This window comes from Novosphingobium sp. TK46 (genome assembly GCF_055361525.1).
Window position 1 is genome coordinate 3,490,558 of the sequence record NZ_CM143963.1, and the last position, 19,001, is coordinate 3,509,558.

Genomic DNA, 19,001 nt, shown 5'->3' on the forward strand with positions numbered 1-19,001 from the left:
AAAACCGATGGGCATCGATACTATGGTCAAGCAGGTCTACACCTTCGGCGGCGGCGTGAAGCATGAAGATCCGCGTTCGCGCGACAAGATCATCTGCGGCGGCAAGGGTGCGAACCTCGCCGAGATGGCCGGGATCGGCTTGCCGGTCCCCCCCGGATTCACCATCACCACCGAAGAATGCGTGAAGTACCTTGCCGAAGGCGCCAACTTCTCGGACCAGCTTCGCGCCGACGTGGCCGAGGCGCTGACTCATATCGAGAAGACCGTTGGCAAGAGTTTCGGCGACGCCGCCGATCCCCTGCTGGTTTCGGTCCGCTCGGGCGCCCGGGTTTCCATGCCCGGCATGATGGACACCGTGCTCAACCTTGGTCTGAACGACGATACAGTCCAGGGCCTCGCCAAGGTTTCAGGTGACGAGCGGTTCGCATGGGACAGCTATCGCCGCTTCATCCAGATGTATTCGGACGTGGTTCTGGGCGTCGAGCATCATCTGTTCGAGGAAGCGCTCGAAGTCGCCAAGGAAGACAACGGCTACGTCAACGACACGGAACTGACTGCCGCAGAGTGGCAGAAGATCGTCGCCGAGTACAAGGGCATAGTCCAGGACGCTCTGGGCCATCCATTCCCGCTTGATGTGAACGAGCAGCTCTGGGGCGCCATCCAGGCCGTCTTCGACAGCTGGGATTCGGACCGCGCCAAGGTCTATCGCCGCTTGAACGACATTCCGGGCGACTGGGGCACCGCCGTCAACGTGCAAGCGATGGTGTTCGGCAACATGGGCGAGACTTCGGCCACCGGCGTCGCCTTCACCCGCGATCCCGCGACCGGCGAGAAGGCCTACTACGGCGAGTGGCTGGTCAACGCGCAGGGCGAGGACGTCGTCGCTGGCATCCGCACCCCGCAGTACCTGACCGAACGCGCCCGCAACCTCGCCGGCGCCAAGCCGCTGTCGATGGAAGCGGCGATGCCGGCCGCCTATGGCGAACTGGCCGCCGTGTTCGAGCTGCTCGAGAAGCACTACAAGGACATGCAGGACATCGAGTTTACGGTGGAGCGCAACAAGCTGTGGATGCTGCAGACCCGCTCGGGCAAGCGCACCGCCAAGGCGGCGCTCAAGATGGCGGTCGACATGGTCGCCGAGGGTCTGATCGACGAGAAGACCGCGATCCTGCGTATCGATCCGATGGCGCTCGACCAGCTGCTGCACCCCACGCTCGACCCCAAGGCGCAGCGCGACGTGCTGGGCAAGGGCCTTCCGGCCTCACCGGGGGCCGCTTCCGGAGCGATAGTGCTGGATGCCGATACCGCCGAGAAGCGCGCCGAGCGCGGCGACGCCGTGATCTTGGTGCGTGTTGAAACCTCGCCCGAGGACATTCACGGCATGCACGCCGCCAAGGGCATCCTCACCGCGCGCGGCGGCATGACCAGCCACGCTGCGGTGGTTGCGCGCGGCATGGGCCGCTGCTGCGTCTCTGGCGCGTCCGCCGTGTCGATCGACATGAAGGCCCGGACGCTCAAGATCGGCGGTCGCGATCTCAAGGAAGGGGATGTGATCACCCTCGACGGCTCGACCGGCGACATCATGCTCGGCCGCGTGCCCACGGTGGAGCCGGAACTGGCGGGCGACTTCGCCGAGCTGATGGTCTGGGCCGACAAGCACCGCCGCATGAAAGTGCGCACCAACGCCGAAACGCCCGCCGACTGCAAGATGGCCCGCCAGTTCGGGGCCGAAGGCATCGGCCTGTGCCGCACCGAGCACATGTTCTTCGATGCCAGCCGCATCTCCGCCGTTCGCCAAATGATCCTGGCCGAGGATGAAGCCGGCCGCCGCCTGGCTCTCGACAAGCTGCTGCCCGAACAGCGCGATGACTTCGCGCAGATCTTCATGGTCATGGCCGGCCTGCCGGTGACGATCCGCTTGCTCGACCCGCCGCTGCACGAATTCCTGCCACAGGGCGATGCCGAGTTCGTCGAACTGTCCGAAACGATCGGCATCGGTGTCGAGACCCTCAAGCGCCGCGCGGACGAACTGCACGAGTCCAACCCGATGCTTGGCCACCGTGGCTGCCGCCTGGGCATCACTTTTCCCGAAATCTACGAGATGCAGGCCCGCGCCATCTTCGAGGCGGCCTGCGATGTTCTCGACCGCGTCGACGAGGCGCCGGTGCCCGAAGTCATGATCCCGCTGGTCGCCACCAAGCGCGAACTGGCGATCCTCAGGAAGCTGGTCGACGAGACTGCCGCCAAGGTCTTCGCCGAGAAGGGCCGGTCGGTCGAGTACATGGTGGGCACCATGATCGAATTGCCCCGTGCGGCGCTGATGGCTGGCGAGATCGCGGAAGAAGCGAAGTTCTTCTCGTTCGGCACCAACGATCTGACGCAGACAACGCTTGGTGTTTCGCGTGACGATGCGGCCCGGTTCCTCAGCCCCTATGTGGAAAAGGGCATCTACCCCCGTGATCCCTTCGTCAGCCTGGACATCGAAGGCGTCGGGCAATTGATCGAACTGGGCGCCCAACGCGGCCGCGCGACCCGCGCGGATATCAAGCTGGGCATTTGTGGCGAACACGGTGGCGATCCTGCTTCGATCGCGTTCTGCGAGAAGATCGGGCTCGATTACGTCAGCGCTTCACCGTTCCGCGTGCCGATTGCACGACTGGCGGCGGCGCAGGCGGCCTTGGCCTGAAAGCGGTAAGCGGCTGGCGGCGTTACCGTCGCCAGCCCGAAAGCGTCAGCAATTCGAACCGTTCTATGGTGCGCCCGTCCGTGGCCGCTGACGCATAGGCCTCTTGAGCCTTCAACCACGCAGACTTACCCAAGGCGGGTCCCGGATCCGCCAGGACATTGATCAGACCCTGGGCCCGCAGATCCTGAACCTCGCGTTCGAACGAGCGGAACGCGACATCGAGGTGCCGCGAATCCGCCACCGGATCCGAGAAGCCTGCTCGCTGTAGCAGTTGGGCCCCCGATCTGACGTCGACCATCGGATGGACTCGTCCCGCCGGGCGGTCACCGTCGGCCGTGAGCAGCGCCGCCCGTAACGATGGCAGGCTGCCTGCGCCCGCAAAGCTGGCGATCAGCAGGCCGCCCGGGGCCAGCGCATCACGAATGTGCACCATCGCGCCTGGCAAGTCGTTGACGGTGTCGAGAGTACCCATGGTCGTGATAAGATCGAAGGCGGTTTCAGGGTAGGGCCGTTCCTCCTCGAAGCCGTCCGCCGGCTCGACCGCGATCACTTGCGAACCGCTGCGGGTGAGCGCCGCACCCAATACGCCCCCGGTGTCACCGATCACCAGCGTGCGGCGCGGTTCATGACGCAAGAACGCGAGGCGTTCGATCACGTCTTCGATCATGTCGTCGAGCAGATAGCGGGGCGCATCGACCTGACGTTGCGCGATCAACATCCGTTTGCGCACGGCTAGTCGACGGTTGGGCGAAAAGATGCGGGGAGGGGGCTGGGAGGGCATGGCGTTTCCTGCCGTAGCCTTGCTGCCGATGCAACCGATCGCGCGGGCATCGAACTCGTTCCTTGCCGGCCGGCCAGCATCAGCTAGCGTGAGGTCCGTGTTGCTCGCCGTGCTCAATCCCCTGATCGATTTCGTCTTTCCACCCCGTTGCCCGTTATGCGGTGCCGGCGTTCACGCGCAGGCCGGGTTGTGTGCGATGTGTTGGAGTGATCTGGCGATACCGGGGGACCCGAGTTGCCTGCGTTGCAGCCGGCCGTTCGGCGACGAAGTCTTCGCTGAGGCCACATGTGCGCCGTGCCTGGCTCAACCGCCACGCCATGCCGGGATCGCCGCCGCCACGCTCTACAACGAGGCCTCTCGCAAGCTGGTACTTGCTTTCAAGCACGGCAGCCGCTTGGGGCTGGCACCGATGATGGCGCGGCTCATGGTCGCAAAGGTGCCACTGGGCGACGATAGCCGATGGCTGGTCGTGCCGGTCCCACTGCACCGCTGGCGCTTATGGCGTCGTGGCTACAACCAGGCCGCTATCCTCGCGCGCGCCGTCGCGCGTGGGACGGGCGGCACGCTGGCGGTGGACGCATTGGTTCGTCACAAGCCGACCGCGAGCCTGGGCGGTCTTGGTCGCCGCGCCCGGCTGCGCGAGTTGCGAGGTGCGATTTCGGTGTCACCTAAAGGCACCATGGCCGTGCAAGGTCGCAATGTCCTGTTGGTGGATGACGTGCTGACCAGCGGCGCGACCAGCGAGGCTTGTGTTTCGGCCCTACTGCGAGCCGGTGCTGAGCGGGTGGTGATCAGTTGTTTCGCACGCGTGCTCGACGAGCAAGCGTGATGCGTAAACGAAAACACCCGAGGGCGGTAACCCTCGGGTGTCCTCGTGACGAAACTCGTGAGCCCTGCAGTGCAGTTCAGCGACGCCCCTGTTCGTCGCTTGGCTCGATCCCTCATATTGTCGACCAAGCCGCGTTGACGCGGGCTCGACCGTTTCCCTGAACCGTTGGCGCTTGAACGTCAGCACCTGTCCGGTGTGCAGCCCCCCAAGGCCGCAAGACAGGTGTTCTCTCGAAACGTGATTCTTGGAAAGGGTGTTTGCAGATCGACGCGGATTTTGGTTTAGCGCTGTGGTTATCGTGCAACATCATCGCAAGACATCTAGGCCTCAAGGATACACAGCGTGAATGACGAACTAGATCGCGAGAGCGGAACCATATTCATGCCCCGTTTCGATGCGCAGGGCTTGGTGACCGGGATCGCCATCGATGCCGACAATCGCGATGTGCTGATGGTCGCCTTTATGGATGCCGAGGCAATCGCCCGCACGCGAGAAACCGGCTTGGCGCATTTCCATTCACGGTCGCGCGGTCGTCTGTGGCTGAAGGGCGAGACTTCGGGTCACTTCTTGAAAGTGCGCGAAATCCTGGTGGACTGCGATCAGGATGCGCTGGTCATGCTGGTTGAGCCGCAGGGGCCTGCCTGCCACACCGGTGCAACCAGTTGCTTCTACCGACGGCTCGTCGATGATCGGCTTGAGCCGATCGCTCCTCGCTAGCCGAGCATCTCGTCGAAAAGGCCCAGCATCGCCGCCCAGCTTTGCCGATCCGCGCTCGCGTCATAACCGATAGCGGGTATGCCGCGGGCGTCGCTGCCGGGATCGGTGAAGCCATGTTTGACGCCGCTGTAGGCGTGGAAGTGCCAGTTCGCCTTCGCGGCCTCCATCTCGTCCCAGAACGTCAGGACCTGCTCGCGCGGGACCAGCGGATCGTCGACGCCATGGCAGATGAGCAGGCGGGCCCGGATCTCGCCAGGGAGCGCCGGACGATCGGTGGTCAGCAAGCCATGGAAGCTGACCACCGCAAACAGGTCATGCCCCTCGCGGGCCGCTTCGAGCGCGGCTTGTCCGCCCATGCAATAGCCGATAGCGCCGATCCGCAGCCCGGCGCTTTCCGGAAGGTCGCGCAACGTCGCGAGGGCGGCGTCGATACGCGAACGATAATGCGCCACATCGGCACGAAGCTCCTGAGCGAGCACCTGCACGTCGCCTTCTGCTGGCCCATAGAAGTCCGCCACCAGGACGAGGTAGCCCAAGGCCGCCAACATGCTGGCCCTGCGCTTCGTGGCAGGGGCAGGGTTGGCGATCGTGGGCAGCAGCAGGATGGCGGCACGCGGCGTGCCTTGGGGGCGGGCCAGCCACCCCGTCAGCGGCGTCTCACCATGGCTGTACGAATGTGGCTCGAGTTCGCTCACTCCGGTAGGAAGTCCGGAACCGAGAGGTAGCGCTCGCCGGTGTCGTAGTTGAAGCCCAGCACGCGCGAACCGACTGGCAACTCCGGCAGCTTGGCGGCGATCGCCGCAAGCGTAGCGCCGGAACTTATACCGACCAGGATGCCTTCGACGCTGGCGGAGCGCCGCGCCCAGTCCTTGGCAATCGCCGGATCGACCTGGATCGCCCCGTCGATCGACTGGGTGTGCAAGTTGGAAGGTATGAAGCCGGCGCCGATGCCCTGGATGGGGTGAGGGCCGGGCTGTCCGCCGGAAATGACTGGAGAGAGCGTCGGCTCGACCGCATAGGCCTTCATAGACGGCCAGTCCTGCTTCAATCGCTCGGCGCATCCGGTGAGGTGGCCCCCGGTGCCAACGCCCGTGATCAGCACGTCGATCGGCGTATCAGCGAAATCCGCCAGGATTTCGAGTGCGGTGGTGCGCACGTGTACGTCGATGTTCGCCGGGTTGTCGAACTGCTGTGCCATCCAGGCGCCCGGCGTCTGATCAACCAGTTCCTTGGCGCGCTCGATCGCGCCCTTCATGCCCTTCTCCTTGGGCGTGAGGTCGAACGTCGCACCATAGGCCAGCATCAGCCGGCGACGCTCCAGCGACATCGATTCCGGCATCACCAGAACGAGTGGATAGCCCTTCACCGCGGCCGCCATGGCCAGACCGATCCCGGTGTTTCCGGACGTCGGCTCGATGATCGTGCCGCCCGGCTTCAGACTGCCATCGGCTTCGGCCGCCTCGATCATGGCCAGGCCTATGCGATCCTTGATCGAGCCGCCGGGATTGCCGCGCTCGCTCTTGACCCAGACTTCATGGTCGGGGAACAATCGGGCGAGCCGGATATGCGGCGTATTGCCGATGGTGGCGAGGATGCTGTCGGCCTTCATGGGGCACTCTCCCTTTGGCGGTACTGGGGCGCGAAGGTTCGCGCCTTGCGGATTTCCGGAAACAACCGCGACCATACCGCAGTCACGAATATGGCAGCAGCGCCGCCAAACACAACCGCTCCAGTGGCACCGAGCAGCGCGGCGGCGAGGCCGGATTGCATCTCACCCAGTTCGTTGGAGGCTGAAACCGCCAGGCCCGACGTGGCGGAGACCCGTCCCCGCATATCGTCGGGCGTGTTCAACTGGATCAGCGAGCTGCGGATGAAGACCGAGACCATGTCGGCCGCGCCCAGCACGGTGAGGAATGCCAAGGAGGTGGCAAAGTGCCGCGAATAGGCGAAGCCGATCGTCGCCAGGCCATACACGCCCACCGCAAGCAGCATCTTGACGCCGACGTTGTGTTCCAGCGGGCGGAAGGACAGGATCAAGGCGACCGCCGCCGCGCCCAAGGCCGGGGCGGCGCGCATCTGGCCCAGTCCTTCGGCGCCGACGTGAAGCACGTCCCGGGCGAACACCGGAAACAGCGCGGTCGCTCCGCCAAGGATCACGGCAAACAGGTCGAGCGTGATGCAACCGAGCAGGAAACGATCGTTCCACACGAACTTGAAGCCGCCGACGATCTGGGTGAGCGGATGCGATCGGCGCGCGTATTCCGGCGGCGGCGGCAGCGATCGGATCGAAAGCAACGTCGCGCTGGCGATCGCCATCAGCACGGCGGATGTCCAGTAAGGAAGCGGATGCGACGAGGCGAAAAGAAACCCGAAGGTCGCCGGCCCGATGACGCCACCAGCTTGCCAGGCAATCGAGTTGAGCGCGATCGCCCGGGGGATCAGCGCCGCCGGCACTATGTTTGGCGCAATGGCACTCAGCGCCGGTCCCTGGAACACTCTGACCGCGCCATGCAGTGCAGCGAAGGTGAACAATACCGGAAGACTGCGCCAGCCAAGGGCCGTGATCACACCTAGCCCGAGCGCGACGCACAAGTCGATCGACATCGAGATGCTGGCGACATAGCGCCGGTCGAACCGATCGGCGACGACACCCGCGATCGGCGTCAGCAACAGGATCGGGATGAACTGCGCAAGGCCCAGCAGCCCCAGCTGGAACGACGCTTGCGAGATCGTCATCCCATACTCGGCACGCGCGACGTCGTAGAGTTGATAGCCGATGATCACGACCATGCCGTTCGTTGCGATCACCGCAGCGAACCGCGCAAGCCAGAACCTGCGGTAATCGGGAATGGCCAGCGGACTGGAGGGAACGACGGTGGTTAGGCTCACCCCCGCGACATGGCACCCCGAACTCGGTTTGCCAACCATCCAGTCTATTAAGTTGGTTGAGTATCTTGCATGGCGCCAAGCGTCGGCGCAGCGCCGTCAGATCACCGCCGTGCGCGCAGCCGTGGGTTGGGCTGCATGGCGTCGACCAGCTTGGTGAAGTCATCCAGGCGGATGATACGCTCAAACTGGAAGCCTGCGCGATCCTCGTGGGCCCAGATCAGATGCGCCTCGATCCTGCCGACGACCGGCAAACGCATCACGACGCGCTCGCCACGCTCCATGTCGTCCAGCCCCCGGACCATGAAACCTTGCGCCGATACATTGACGATGTTCAACACCACGTCACCGCGCTGCCGGTGTTCCGCGATCACCTTGAACTCGGCGGGATGACGCGCCGCACGCCGCTTGTCCGTTACGGTTAGCTGTGCCCCGCCACTCATTGCCTCGTCTGCTCCTGCCTCTGGTCGCAGATTTCGTCATGCACGATAGTGGCAAACAAACCGTGAATTAGCGGGGTTAACTGGCGTTCAGCAACTTGTCAGACGCTTCGCAGCACGCCGTGCTTCTTGCGGCCAAGGCTGAGCTTGCGTGAAATGCCGGGGGCAACGGTGATCAGGAGATTGGGATCGCTGACGACCGCATCGTCGAGGCGCACGGCACCTTCGCCGATCTTGCGCTTGGCTTCGCCGTTCGATGCCGTGAAGCCGAGAGCGGTACACGCCGCAGCGAGACGAATGCCGTCGATGGCGACCGCGATCGTCGGCAGATCCTCACCCATGCCACCGCCCGCGAAAGTCTCGCGTGCCGTGGCCTCGGCAGTGCGTGCGGCATCGTCGCCGCGGCACAGCCGGGTCGCCTCGTTGGCGAGAACGACTTTCGCCTCGTTGATCTCGCCGCCCTCCAGCGCCTCGAGCCGCTTGATTTCCGAGATTGGCAGGTCAGTGAACAGGCGCAGGCGCTTGCCGACGTCGCGATCGTCGGTGTTGCGCCAGAACTGCCAGTAGTCGAAGCTGGAAAGCTGGTCCTCGTTGAGCCAGACCGCGCCGCTGACCGTCTTGCCCATCTTGGTTCCATCGGCATTGGTGAGCAGAGGCGTGGTCAGCCCGAAGACTTGCGTGCCGTCAACCCGACGGGCCAATTCCACGCCGTTGACGATGTTGCCCCATTGATCCGAACCGCCCATCTGTAGCCGGCACGCGGCTCGCCGCGACAGCTCCAGGAAGTCGTATCCCTGCAGGATCATGTAGTTGAATTCGAGGAAGCTCAGCGACTGTTCCCGATCGAGCCGCAGCTTGACCGAGTCGAAGCTCAGCATGCGGTTGATCGAGAAATGCTGGCCGATATCCCGCAGGAACGGTATGTACTCAAGCTTGTCCAGCCACTCGGCATTGTCGACGAGGATCGCGTCGGTCGGCCCATCGCCAAAGGTCAGGAAACGCTCGAACACGCGGCGGATAGACGCCACGTTCTGTGCGATGATGTCACCCGTCATCAATCTGCGTGCTTCGTCCTTGAAGCTGGGATCGCCGATCTTGCCGGTGCCGCCGCCCATCACCACGATCGGTTTGTGCCCGGCCTTTTGCAGGCAGCGCAGCATCATGATCTGAACGAGGCTTCCCACATGGAGCGATGGCGCGGTAGGATCGAAACCGATATAGCCAGGCACCACCTGCTTGCTCGCCAGGGCATCGATACCGGCGGCATCGGTCACCTGGTGAATGTAGCCGCGCTCGTCCAGCAGGCGGAGCAGGGTGGAATTGTACGTCATCGGGCAGCGTCCTTTTCGCAAACGCGCGCCTAGCATGGAGATACGCGGTTGCAAACGCACTCGCTGCTTGCCCATCCCGACTTCCCGCCCACTTCCGTGCGAGAGATCACCGCACGGATCACGCCTGACGCAGACTGGCTGCGGCTGCGCTGGCGGATCGAAGGAGCCTACAAGCTGATCGTGCCGCCCTTCGCCGGAAAGGGCAGGGCCGATGGCTTGTGGCAGGCGACCTGCTTCGAGCTCTTTGTCAAAGTGCCGGGTGAAGCAGGTTATACCGAGCTAAACCTTTCGCCGTCGGAACGTTGGAACGCGTACGATTTCAATGACTATCGCGCGGGCATGGCCACCCGGCCGTTTCCACACGAGCCGACCTGCGCGATGCGCAAGGGAGAGGCCCTGGCGATCTTCGACGCAGTGGTTCCCGCCGCCGCGCTTCCACCAAGACCGTGGCAGCTGAACATGACGGCGGTGATCGAGGAGGAGGGCGGCGCGAAATCGTTCTGGGCCCTTGCGCATCCACCCGGCAAACCGGACTTCCACGATGCGGCTTGCTTCGTCGTCGAGCTTGCGGCAGCGGATCAGCTATGAAGTTTGGAATAGACCGTCTGCTGGCGGACATCGCGTTGCGCCAACCGCTGCAGGGGCGCAGGGTTGCCCTCGTCGCACATCCGGCATCGGTCACGCAGACGCTGACTCACTCGCTCGATGCGCTGGTGGCTGCAGGGATCGACGTGACGTCGGCCTTTGGTCCGCAGCATGGGCTGAAGGGCGACAAGCAGGACAACATGGTCGAGACCGGCGACGAGCTGGACCCGCAGTTCGGCATCCCGATCTTCAGCCTGTACGGCGAAGTACGCCGGCCAACGCGCGAGATGATGGATACGGCCGACGTATTCCTCTTCGATCTGCAGGATCTGGGCTGCCGTATCTATACCTTCGTGACGACGCTGCTTTATCTGCTGGAGGCGGCCGCTAACACGGGGAAGAGCGTCTGGGTGCTCGATCGCCCCAATCCCGCAGGCCGACCCGTCGAAGGCACGACATTGCTGCCGGGGCAGGAGAGCTTTGTCGGCGCCGGCCCGATGCCGATGCGCCATGGCTTGACGCTGGGAGAAATGGGCCACTGGTTCATCCGGCACTTTAAACTCGACGTCGATTATCGCGTGATCGCCATGGAGGGCTGGGAGCCCGCTCGATCGCCGGGCTTTGGCTGGCCGACGGACCGCGTGTGGATCAATCCGAGCCCGAACGCGGCCAACCTCAACATGGCGCGGGCTTATGCCGGAACGGTCATGCTGGAAGGCACGACGCTATCGGAAGCGCGAGGCACGACACGTCCGCTCGAGGTGCTGTTCGGCGCGCCCGACATCGCGGCGGCGAAAGTCCTGGACGACATGCAAGCCTTTGCGCCCGAGTGGCTTGCCGGCTGCGCGCTGCGCGAATGCTGGTTCGAGCCGACGTTCCACAAGCATCAGAAGGCCTTGTGCAACGCGCTGATGATCCATGCCGAAGGGCCATTCTACGATCACGCGGCGTTCAGACCGTGGCGGCTGCAGGCCCTGGCGTTCAAATCGATCAGGCGGCTCTATCCGGATTACCCGATCTGGCGCGATTTTCCCTATGAATACGAATTCGATCGGCTGGCGATAGACGTCATCAACGGGGGGCCGGTGTTGCGGGAATGGGTGGATGATCCGTCCGCTCGGCCCGGCGATCTCGATGCCCTTGCCACAAGCGATGAAACGGCCTGGCGGGACGATGTCGCGGACCTGCTGCTCTACACGTAGTTGGCGATCCAGGCGACCGCGTGAGCCGACGGTACGAATAAGGCCTGGGCAAGCAGGGTCCCCACCAGGCGGCTGATCGAAATCCAGACGATCGTCCGCCGAAACCTCGCCTCGGCAATGCGTCCTTCGACCACGTCGTCCGTCATTACCGAGAGTTGCGGGTCGATCAGCGCGAACAGCAGGATCGTCGCAAAGCCGTTGACGACCGCGGAAAGCTGCGAGGCGGTGACGCGGTACTCCGGGTTCAGGAAGCCGGCATACAGCGACGCCAGCACACCGACGACGATCAGCGCCTGCGCCAGGCAATTGGCAAGCAACACGCCGAAACCGACACCGCGATCCTGGGTGAAACCGCGCAGGTGCTTGAGCGATGGCATCCGGATCGATGCGCGGATCGCCCGCACGCCTGCCGGCGAGGCCAGACGCATCACCAGCTTGCCGGTCGAGCGGTGGATCTGGAAATAGCCAATTCCCGCCGCGAACAATCGCTGCCCGGTCGGCACCAGCAGAATACCCAGGAACACCGCGATCGAAGCCGACGCCAGAACCAGCCGAAAGTCGCCCAGCAGCGCCTCGCCGCCGCCGGTCGCCAGCCTGGTCTCGATGCGCTTGGCCAGAAACGGTCCCAGGAAGCTGTTCGATGTGCGTGAAACCAGCACCAGGATGTTGAACAATGCGAAGCTCATCGCAATTCGCCGCGTACGTACCCCGGCGATCCGCGCCGAGTAGGCGAGGGTGCCGATGAGGTTGATCGCCGCCGTCAGCAGGCAGATGATGAGCAATTGCCGGTCCATGGGCGCGGCTCCTAGGCCGTCACGGTCAGCAACGCCATAGCGCCGCCGAACGAAGGAAGATCATGGGGCAAGTCGGACGTCATCGGGCGCCTCAGGCCTTCTTGCGGGTGAGTTCGCGCATGGCGTTTTCCAGACCGTCGAGCGTCAGCGGGTACATGGCATCATGCACGATCTCGCGAACCATCCGCGTCGAAGTCGAATAGTCCCATTGCCGCTCGGCCGTGGGGTTCAGCCAGACAGTGGCCGGATACGTCTGAACGACGCGCTGCAGCCACACCGCGCCCGCCTCTTCGTTCATGTGCTCGACTGATCCGCCCGGATGGCTGATTTCGTAGGGGCTCATCGCTGCATCGCCAACGAAGATGACCTTGTAGTCATGGCCGTACTTATGAAGAATGTCCCAGGTGGTGGTCCGTTGGGACCAGCGGCGCCGATTATCCTTCCAAACGCCTTCGTACAGGCAGTTGTGAAAGTAGAAGAACTCGAGGTTCTTGAACTCCGAGGTGGCGGCACTGAACAGTTCCTCGATCAGCTTGATGAACGGGTCCATCGAACCACCGACATCGAGAAATAGCAGCACCTTGACGGCATTGTGCCGTTCCGGCCGCATGACGACATCCAGCCAGCCTTGCTTCGCCGTGCCTTCGATCGTCGCATCGAGATCCAGCTCCTCCGCCGCGCCTTGGCGAGCGAACCGCCGCAATCGCCGCAGCGCGACCTTGATGTTACGGGTACCCAGATCCTTCGTGTTATCGAGGTTGGCGAAATCGCGCTTTTCCCACACCTTGATGGCGCGACCGTGCCGGCCTTCGCCGCCGACGCGTATTCCCTCGGGATTGTAGCCGGCATGGCCGAATGGCGAAGTACCGTTGGTTCCCATCCACTTGTTGCCACCCGAGTGGCGCTTTTCCTGCTCCTCCAGCCGCTTCTTGAGCGTCTCCATGATCTCGTCCCAGGAGCCCAGCCCCTTGACGGCCTCCATCTCCTCGGGCGTGAAATAACGATCGGCCAGTTTCTTCAGCCAGTCTTCCGGGATTTCGACGGGAGCCTGACCATAGTCGGTCAGGATGCCCTTGAAGACACGCTGGAAGACCTGATCGAAACGATCGAGCAGGCCTTCATCCTTTACGAAGGTCGCGCGTGACAGATAGTAGAACGCCTCGGGCGTCTGCTCGATCACGTCCTTGTCGAGCGCCTCCAGCAGCGTGAGGTGCTCCTTGAACGAGGTCTTGATCCCTGCGGCCCGCAATTCATCGACGAAGTTGAAGAACATGCGTCAGGCTCCGACCCGGCTGCCACTCACGGCGGGAATGTGGGGGGAGGCGGGAGGCGACGCGGCGCCATCCGCCGAACCCAGGGCATCGACGAACCGGCTTCGCTGTCCTGGAGACGACGTAGGGGGCGTTCGGAGCGGGAGAAGAGCGTCGGGCATGTCTGGGTGCATACCCGATCCCGCACCCTGTAGGACAGCGCCGGTGATCACTTTGCACCTGGCGGCGGAGGCTGCTGCGGCCAGTGTTCCAGCGCCGGATCGATCACCGCCCAATCCGGCGCCTCGTCCAACCAGATCGCGGCGGCGGGCCTGATGCCATGACCCTCGTTCAGCATGCCAAGGCGGATCGTGCGGAACTGCGGGCGGGCGCTCGACCGTCCAAGAACGTGAGTCCCGCAAATCGGACAGAACTCGTGCGTCAGCGTGCTGCCGCTGGCGGCGGTGTAGCTGTTCTGCGTTCGCTCGCCGGTGATCGTCACAGCATCGGCCGGAAAGATCGCATTGTGAGTGGCGCCGCCGGCCGCGATCTTCTGGCATTGACGGCACCAGCATTGGCGTGTCGTGACCGGCTCGGCCTCGATCTTAAGGGCGATGGTGCCGCAATTGCAGCGTCCGGTGTAGGTCATGGCCGTGTCTCCCTCGTCTGCTTCGCCAGTTCCTGATCGAACGCGGCGGTGAAGTTCGACACCATCCCTGGCAGAACCTTGGGATCGACGAACGCGGAGGCGTCACCCTCCTTGCTGCGACGTGCTCGACCCAGCACGTCCGCCAGTTCGGGATGCGCGGGCAGTACGACGTCAGCCTTTATACGGCTAAGCCGGGCGAAGCTCTTGCGGTAATCGCCGACGATGCCGGGATATCCCTTGTTGCCGACCAGCTTGTTGCCGGCGACCGACAGGCTGCACGGGAAAAGCACGCTAAGCGAGCGCCCCCGCTCCTTCACCTGCATCGTCCAGCTGGTGCAGCCCGGCGTATGGCCGGGCGTCAGCACCGGCGTCAGCGCGATATTGCCTAAGCGCACCGGGCGGCCATCGACGACCAAGCCATCGACTTCGACAGGCGCGAACCTTACCACGCCGTAATCGGTGTCGCTGGGTGGAGTTCCCCGATCGAGCGCGCCACGATCGGCGGCACTGGCGAGCAGGCGTGCGCCCGTATCACGTTTGAGCTGCGCCATCCCGGCGACATGATCCCAGTGCGCGTGCGTGGCGAGCAGGATCTTCACGTCGCTGAGCTTGAGACCCAGCTTGACGATGTTGCGCTCGACAATCGGCGCGGCTTGCGCCGGCCCGGCATCGATCACGATCGCCCCAGCGCTGGTTCGGATCAGATAGACGCCGATGCCTTCGGTGCCGACATAGTCGATCGGCCCGACGATGTGGAACGGCTCGGTCGGGCGTGTCCATTCCGGCGGCGAATCACCAAAGGCGGCCGTGCTCGACACCGCAGCCAGACACAGTGCCAGAACCCTGCGCATCAATTCAGTTTCCCCGGCGCGCCATGAAGGCGAGGCGTTCGAACATCATCACGTCCTGCTCGTTCTTGAGCAATGCGCCGTGCAGCGGCGGGATCGCCTTGCTGACGTCCTGGCTCTGCAGAACGTCGAGCGGCATTTCCTCGTTCATCAGCAGCTTGAGCCAGTCGAGCAATTCACTGGTGGAGGGCTTTTTCTTGAGCCCGGGTACGTCGCGCAGCGAGTAGAAAATCTCCATCGCCTTGGTGACGAGGGTCTTCTGAATGTCGGGATAGTGTACGTCGATGATGGACTGCATCGTCTCCCGGTCCGGAAACTTGATGTAGTGGAAGAAGCAGCGGCGCAGAAACGCGTCGGGTAGATCCTTCTCGTTGTTCGAGGTGATGATGATGATCGGCCGCTCTTTGGCGGCGATATGCTCGCCGGTCTCATAAACGTCGAAAGCCATGCGATCGAGCTCGGCGAGCAGGTCGTTGGGAAATTCGATATCGGCCTTGTCGATCTCATCGATCAGCAGCACCGGCAGCTTGGGTGCGGTGAAGGCTTCCCACAGCTTGCCCTTACGGATGTAGTTGGAGATGTCGTGGACGCGCTCGTCACCCAGCTGACCGTCGCGCAAGCGGGCGACCGCGTCGTATTCATAGAGGCCCTGATGCGCCTTGGTGGTGGACTTGACGTTCCAGGTGATGAGTTCGGCGCCGGCTGCCTTGGCGATTTCCTCGGCCAGCACGGTCTTTCCGGTGCCGGGCTCCCCCTTGACCAGCAGTGGACGGCGCAGCAGCACGGCGGCGTTGACCGCGACCTTCAGGTCGTCGGTGGCGACGTAGTTGCTGGTGCCTTCGAAACGCTGCATCGGGTCGATCCTGTCCTGTGTTCCCGATCACGCGTAAGTTGTGCTGCGCCGCGAGGCAAGCGGATGGACTTTGCCGCGGCGCGATTGCACAAGCATACGGACCATGGGGCCCCAATTCCTTCGCAGCGCTGCCTGGCTGACCGCAGCGCGAGTGAAGGCGTATCTGTGGATACTGGCCACCCTAAACATCGTCACGCTTGCTTTTCTCTTGGCCACCTCGCGCGGTGGTGTCGATCGCCACGGTTTCCTGCTGGGCACCGACTTCCTCAGCTTTTGGACGGCCGGTCGCCTGCTGGTTCGGCATGCCGATGTCTATGACCAGGCCGCGCACATCGCCGAGCAGCAGGCCTATTTCAGCCAGGTCGATGCCTTTACCGCGTTTTTCTATCCGCCGCCGTTCCTGCCGTTCTGCTGGCCACTCGGCACGCTGGCGTATTTCCCGGCGCTGATCCTGTGGCTGGTAAGCACAGGTGCCCTGTTCGTATTCGCGGTGACGCGCTGGCTGCACCGATATCGACTTCCCGCGCCCACCTGGCTGCTGCTGCTGGCCTATCCCGCGTGCGTCATCCAGATCACGCATGGCCAGACCGCGTTCTTTGTGGCTGGATTGCTCTTGCTGGGGGCCTTGTGGGTTCAGGAAAGGCCTATGCTCGCGGGCGTCGCGTTTGGCCTCGCAACGATCAAGCCACAGTTTGGCGTGTTGGTGCCTATGGTGCTTCTACTTACCGGGGAATGGCGGGTGATCGTAGCGGCATCGGCAGCCGCGCTCGCACTGTCCGCAACCTCCACCATGCTGTTCGGACCCGGCGTCTGGAACGAATGGTACGCGCTCACCCGCGCTGCCCAGGCCGCGATGGATGCGGGCTCCATGGGCTATGCCAAGATGGTAAGTCCGTTTGCGGGTGCGATGCTGTTGGGAATTCCGCTGTGGTTTTCCTATATCATACAAGCAGCGGTAAGCATCGGCGTTGCGGTTGCGTTGGCGATAGTCTCCTGGCGCCGCCCCTATAGCAGCGAGCTGGGCGCCTTGATGCTGGTCGGCTCTGTCCAGTTTACCCCCTTCGTGCTCGACTACGATCTGCTCCTGCTTGGCCCAGCCTTGATCGTCATGGTGGCGAGAAGCTTTGCGCCATGGGAGAAGCTGGCCGTGTTTCTCGCCTTTGCCGCGCCGGCGTTCGCCCGGCCCATCGCCATGAACCTGCACCTGCCGATCGCACCCGTGATCGCGTTGCTACTATTCTATTTGCTGTGGAGACGCGTGAGGGAACACCCCGCGTCTTCTACCTTCGAAAGACAAAATCATGCCTGACACCCGCAACATCGCGCTGCTGATCGACGCCGACAATGCCTCTCCGGGCAACCTCGATGCCGCCCTGACGATCCTCGGAGACCTGGGTACCGTCAACGTCAGACGCATCTATGGCAACTGGAGCAAGCCGGGCCTGAAGGGCTGGTCGGCCATCGTCCATCGTTATGCCCTCGAGCCTCAACAGCAGTTCGATCTGACCAAGGGAAAGAACGCGACCGACATGAAGATGACGATCGACGCCATGGACCTGCTCTATGGCGGCCGGATCGAAGGCTTCGGTCTGATGACGAGCGACAGCGACTTCATGCCATTGTCCATGCGCATCCGCCAGAACGGCACCCCCGTCTATGGCTTCGGCACCAGCCGCACGCCCGAAGCCTTTCGCGAGGCCTGCACCCGCTTCATCGATCTGGATGCGGTGGTCGAGGAAGATAAAAAGGAGGAGAAGGGACAGCTGCCGAGCAAGCCGGCTGTCGACGAGGAACTGGTCAAGCTGATCGGCGACGCGTGGAAAGCGAGCAAGCGCGACGAACAAGGCTATTCCAGCATGCTCGATGTCGGACGCAGGGTTTCCAACCGTTCGAGCTTCGATGCGCGCAGCTATGGATTCTCGCGTCTTTCGGATCTGATCCAGTCGCTGCCCAATTTCACCACCGAGCATCGCGATGAGGGCCTGTTCATCAAGCGCGTGCGCTGACGAGGCGCTAGATCGATAAGGCCACGGATTGCCTGACGGGTGTTCGCCGGCGTTGCAGGACGCCGGTCAAAGGACGCTCGACGATCTTGTTGACGACAACGGACAAAGCGATGGCCAGAACGATGACCGTCACGACGAAGCCAGTGAGATAACGCGGCCCTATCGCATGGTGCCATGCTCGTTCGCAGACGATCATGATGAAGGGGTGGGTCAGATAGAGACTGTACGAGGCATCGCCCAGCAAAGCGGCGGGCCGCTGGCACCAGAGCGGCAACTCGCGCGGGCCGAGCACGACCGCCGCCAGAAGTGCTGCGGCCGGCATGCCCCATCCGACAAGACGGCGAAAGTCGTTGGGCGTCTGCAGACTGTCCGCCACATGGAGGGGGTCGGCGATGATCCAGAGGCACGCGGCCAATATGAGGATCGCGCTGACAAGCCGCGAAAGGCGGGTCCCGTCGAGCAAGGCGTTGCCGATCAGCAGGCCCAGAGCGAACTCCAGTATGATCGGCTGCGACCAGGTGGAAAGAACGGTCGATTGCGGCTGGAACACACGGCCCAGTGTAACACCGAGCAGCAGTACACCGATGACCCAGCCACTCGCGCGGCGGCGCGGCAACATGATGAACACGCTGAAGATGGCGTAAAACAGCATCTCGTAGTTCAGGGTCCAACCGAGCGACAGCAAGGGAAATGCAACGCCGTCGACGCTGCCGTAAGACAGATCGGGAATGAACAGGTAGGACGACAGGATATAATTCGGGTTCGGTGCCGCCCTGCTGCCAAGCAGTATCAACATCAGCATCGCGGTGGTCGTAAGCCAATATAGCGGGACGACGCGCGCTATACGCCTGGCGAGAAACTCCCTTCCGGCGCCCGGCTTTGCAAACAGACGATCACTGGCAAAAACCATAATGAAGCCAGAGATCGCGAAAAACAGATCGACGCCTACCCCGGTCGGCAACGGCAATCTTTCGGCATGGCCCATCCTGGCACCCGCGGCGATGGCGTGACCGACCAGCACCAGCAATGCGGCCACGGCTCTCAGTAGCTGCACCGAATGAATGCGCATGTGGCCCTTTCGCCAAGCTCGAAGCCTGGCGAGTAGCAAGCGCGGTTCTAGACGATCAAATCCATACGCATCTGA

19 protein-coding genes are annotated in these 19,001 nt (G+C 63.3%); 7 read left to right on the forward strand and 12 right to left on the reverse strand.

From position 1 onward, the window contains the following. Nucleotides 1-22: 22 nt before the first annotated feature. A complete protein-coding gene (ppdK, locus tag ACXJ1Z_RS16695; RefSeq protein WP_463781278.1) occupies nucleotides 23-2,686 on the forward strand; it encodes a pyruvate, phosphate dikinase in 2,664 nt (887 codons plus the stop codon). Between the two features lie 22 nt (nucleotides 2,687-2,708). Here ppdK and ACXJ1Z_RS16700 read toward each other — a convergent pair whose 3' ends face one another. Next, a complete protein-coding gene (locus ACXJ1Z_RS16700; RefSeq protein ID WP_463778187.1) occupies nucleotides 2,709-3,467 on the reverse strand; it encodes a class I SAM-dependent methyltransferase in 759 nt (252 codons plus the stop codon). A gap of 97 nt (nucleotides 3,468-3,564) precedes the next feature. Here ACXJ1Z_RS16700 and ACXJ1Z_RS16705 point away from each other — a divergent pair, with 97 nt between their 5' ends. Together ACXJ1Z_RS16705 and hisI are read left to right on the forward strand one after the other, a co-directional pair. Further along, nucleotides 3,565-4,296, forward strand: a complete 732-nt coding sequence (locus ACXJ1Z_RS16705) for a ComF family protein (RefSeq protein ID WP_463778188.1) — start codon at nucleotides 3,565-3,567, stop codon at nucleotides 4,294-4,296. 381 nt (nucleotides 4,297-4,677) lie between these two features. Continuing rightward, nucleotides 4,678-5,013, forward strand: coding sequence for a phosphoribosyl-AMP cyclohydrolase (gene hisI / locus ACXJ1Z_RS16710; RefSeq protein ID WP_463781279.1), 336 nt, complete (start codon nucleotides 4,678-4,680; stop codon nucleotides 5,011-5,013). On the opposite strand, the gene ACXJ1Z_RS16715 is transcribed toward hisI, so the two are convergent. From ACXJ1Z_RS16715 to tyrS, 5 genes are all read right to left on the reverse strand, one after another. After that, entirely contained in the window at nucleotides 5,010-5,708 is a 699-nt protein-coding gene (locus ACXJ1Z_RS16715; protein WP_463778190.1) for a dienelactone hydrolase family protein, read from the reverse strand. The two genes, hisI and ACXJ1Z_RS16715, sit on opposite strands and share 4 nt — an antisense overlap. Continuing rightward, a complete protein-coding gene (gene cysK, locus ACXJ1Z_RS16720; protein ID WP_463778191.1) occupies nucleotides 5,705-6,622 on the reverse strand; it encodes a cysteine synthase A in 918 nt (305 codons plus the stop codon). The genes ACXJ1Z_RS16715 and cysK overlap by 4 nt, the downstream gene beginning before the upstream one ends. Beyond that, on the reverse strand, nucleotides 6,619-7,941 hold the full coding sequence (locus ACXJ1Z_RS16725) for an MFS transporter (protein WP_463778193.1): 1,323 nt from the start codon (nucleotides 7,939-7,941) through the stop codon (nucleotides 6,619-6,621). The genes cysK and ACXJ1Z_RS16725 overlap by 4 nt, the downstream gene beginning before the upstream one ends. Nucleotides 7,942-8,003: 62 nt before the next feature. After that, nucleotides 8,004-8,342 carry a PilZ domain-containing protein gene (locus ACXJ1Z_RS16730; protein WP_463778194.1) on the reverse strand — a complete coding sequence of 113 codons (339 nt, stop codon included), beginning with the start codon at nucleotides 8,340-8,342 and terminating at the stop codon, nucleotides 8,004-8,006. 98 nt (nucleotides 8,343-8,440) lie between these two features. Further along, on the reverse strand, nucleotides 8,441-9,670 hold the full coding sequence (tyrS, locus tag ACXJ1Z_RS16735; protein ID WP_463778196.1) for a tyrosine--tRNA ligase: 1,230 nt from the start codon (nucleotides 9,668-9,670) through the stop codon (nucleotides 8,441-8,443). Nucleotides 9,671-9,718: 48 nt separating this feature from the next. Between tyrS and ACXJ1Z_RS16740 the strand changes: the two genes are divergently transcribed. After that, nucleotides 9,719-10,258: a DOMON-like domain-containing protein gene (locus tag ACXJ1Z_RS16740; protein WP_463778198.1), complete on the forward strand. Its 540-nt coding sequence runs from the start codon at nucleotides 9,719-9,721 to the stop codon at nucleotides 10,256-10,258. Further along, nucleotides 10,255-11,457: an exo-beta-N-acetylmuramidase NamZ family protein gene (locus tag ACXJ1Z_RS16745; RefSeq protein WP_463778199.1), complete on the forward strand. Its 1,203-nt coding sequence runs from the start codon at nucleotides 10,255-10,257 to the stop codon at nucleotides 11,455-11,457. The genes ACXJ1Z_RS16740 and ACXJ1Z_RS16745 overlap by 4 nt, the downstream gene beginning before the upstream one ends. Here ACXJ1Z_RS16745 and ACXJ1Z_RS16750 read toward each other — a convergent pair. From ACXJ1Z_RS16750 to ACXJ1Z_RS16770, 5 genes are all read right to left on the reverse strand, one after another. After that, complete coding sequence (locus tag ACXJ1Z_RS16750; RefSeq protein WP_463778201.1) at nucleotides 11,448-12,251, reverse strand: lipid II flippase Amj family protein; 804 nt, start codon at nucleotides 12,249-12,251, stop codon at nucleotides 11,448-11,450. The genes ACXJ1Z_RS16745 and ACXJ1Z_RS16750 overlap by 10 nt on opposite strands. Nucleotides 12,252-12,342: 91 nt before the next feature. Then, a complete protein-coding gene (locus ACXJ1Z_RS16755) occupies nucleotides 12,343-13,524 on the reverse strand; it encodes a vWA domain-containing protein (RefSeq protein ID WP_463778202.1) in 1,182 nt (393 codons plus the stop codon). Between the two features lie 206 nt (nucleotides 13,525-13,730). Continuing rightward, entirely contained in the window at nucleotides 13,731-14,150 is a 420-nt protein-coding gene (locus ACXJ1Z_RS16760) for a GFA family protein (RefSeq protein WP_463778204.1), read from the reverse strand. Then, a complete protein-coding gene (bla, locus tag ACXJ1Z_RS16765) occupies nucleotides 14,147-15,001 on the reverse strand; it encodes a subclass B3 metallo-beta-lactamase (RefSeq protein ID WP_463778205.1) in 855 nt (284 codons plus the stop codon). The genes ACXJ1Z_RS16760 and bla overlap by 4 nt, the downstream gene beginning before the upstream one ends. A gap of 4 nt (nucleotides 15,002-15,005) precedes the next feature. Further along, complete coding sequence (locus tag ACXJ1Z_RS16770) at nucleotides 15,006-15,851, reverse strand: AAA family ATPase (RefSeq protein ID WP_463778206.1); 846 nt, start codon at nucleotides 15,849-15,851, stop codon at nucleotides 15,006-15,008. Between the two features lie 103 nt (nucleotides 15,852-15,954). Here ACXJ1Z_RS16770 and ACXJ1Z_RS16775 point away from each other — a divergent pair, with 103 nt between their 5' ends. Both ACXJ1Z_RS16775 and ACXJ1Z_RS16780 read left to right on the forward strand, forming a co-directional pair. Then, complete coding sequence (locus ACXJ1Z_RS16775; protein ID WP_463778208.1) at nucleotides 15,955-17,160, forward strand: glycosyltransferase family 87 protein; 1,206 nt, start codon at nucleotides 15,955-15,957, stop codon at nucleotides 17,158-17,160. Next, on the forward strand, nucleotides 17,153-17,857 hold the full coding sequence (locus ACXJ1Z_RS16780) for an NYN domain-containing protein (protein WP_463778209.1): 705 nt from the start codon (nucleotides 17,153-17,155) through the stop codon (nucleotides 17,855-17,857). Before ACXJ1Z_RS16775 ends, ACXJ1Z_RS16780 begins: the two co-directional genes overlap by 8 nt. Nucleotides 17,858-17,864: 7 nt before the next feature. On the opposite strand, the gene ACXJ1Z_RS16785 is transcribed toward ACXJ1Z_RS16780, so the two are convergent. Further along, nucleotides 17,865-18,926, reverse strand: coding sequence for an acyltransferase family protein (locus ACXJ1Z_RS16785; protein WP_463778211.1), 1,062 nt, complete (start codon nucleotides 18,924-18,926; stop codon nucleotides 17,865-17,867). Nucleotides 18,927-19,001 lie beyond the last annotated feature (75 nt).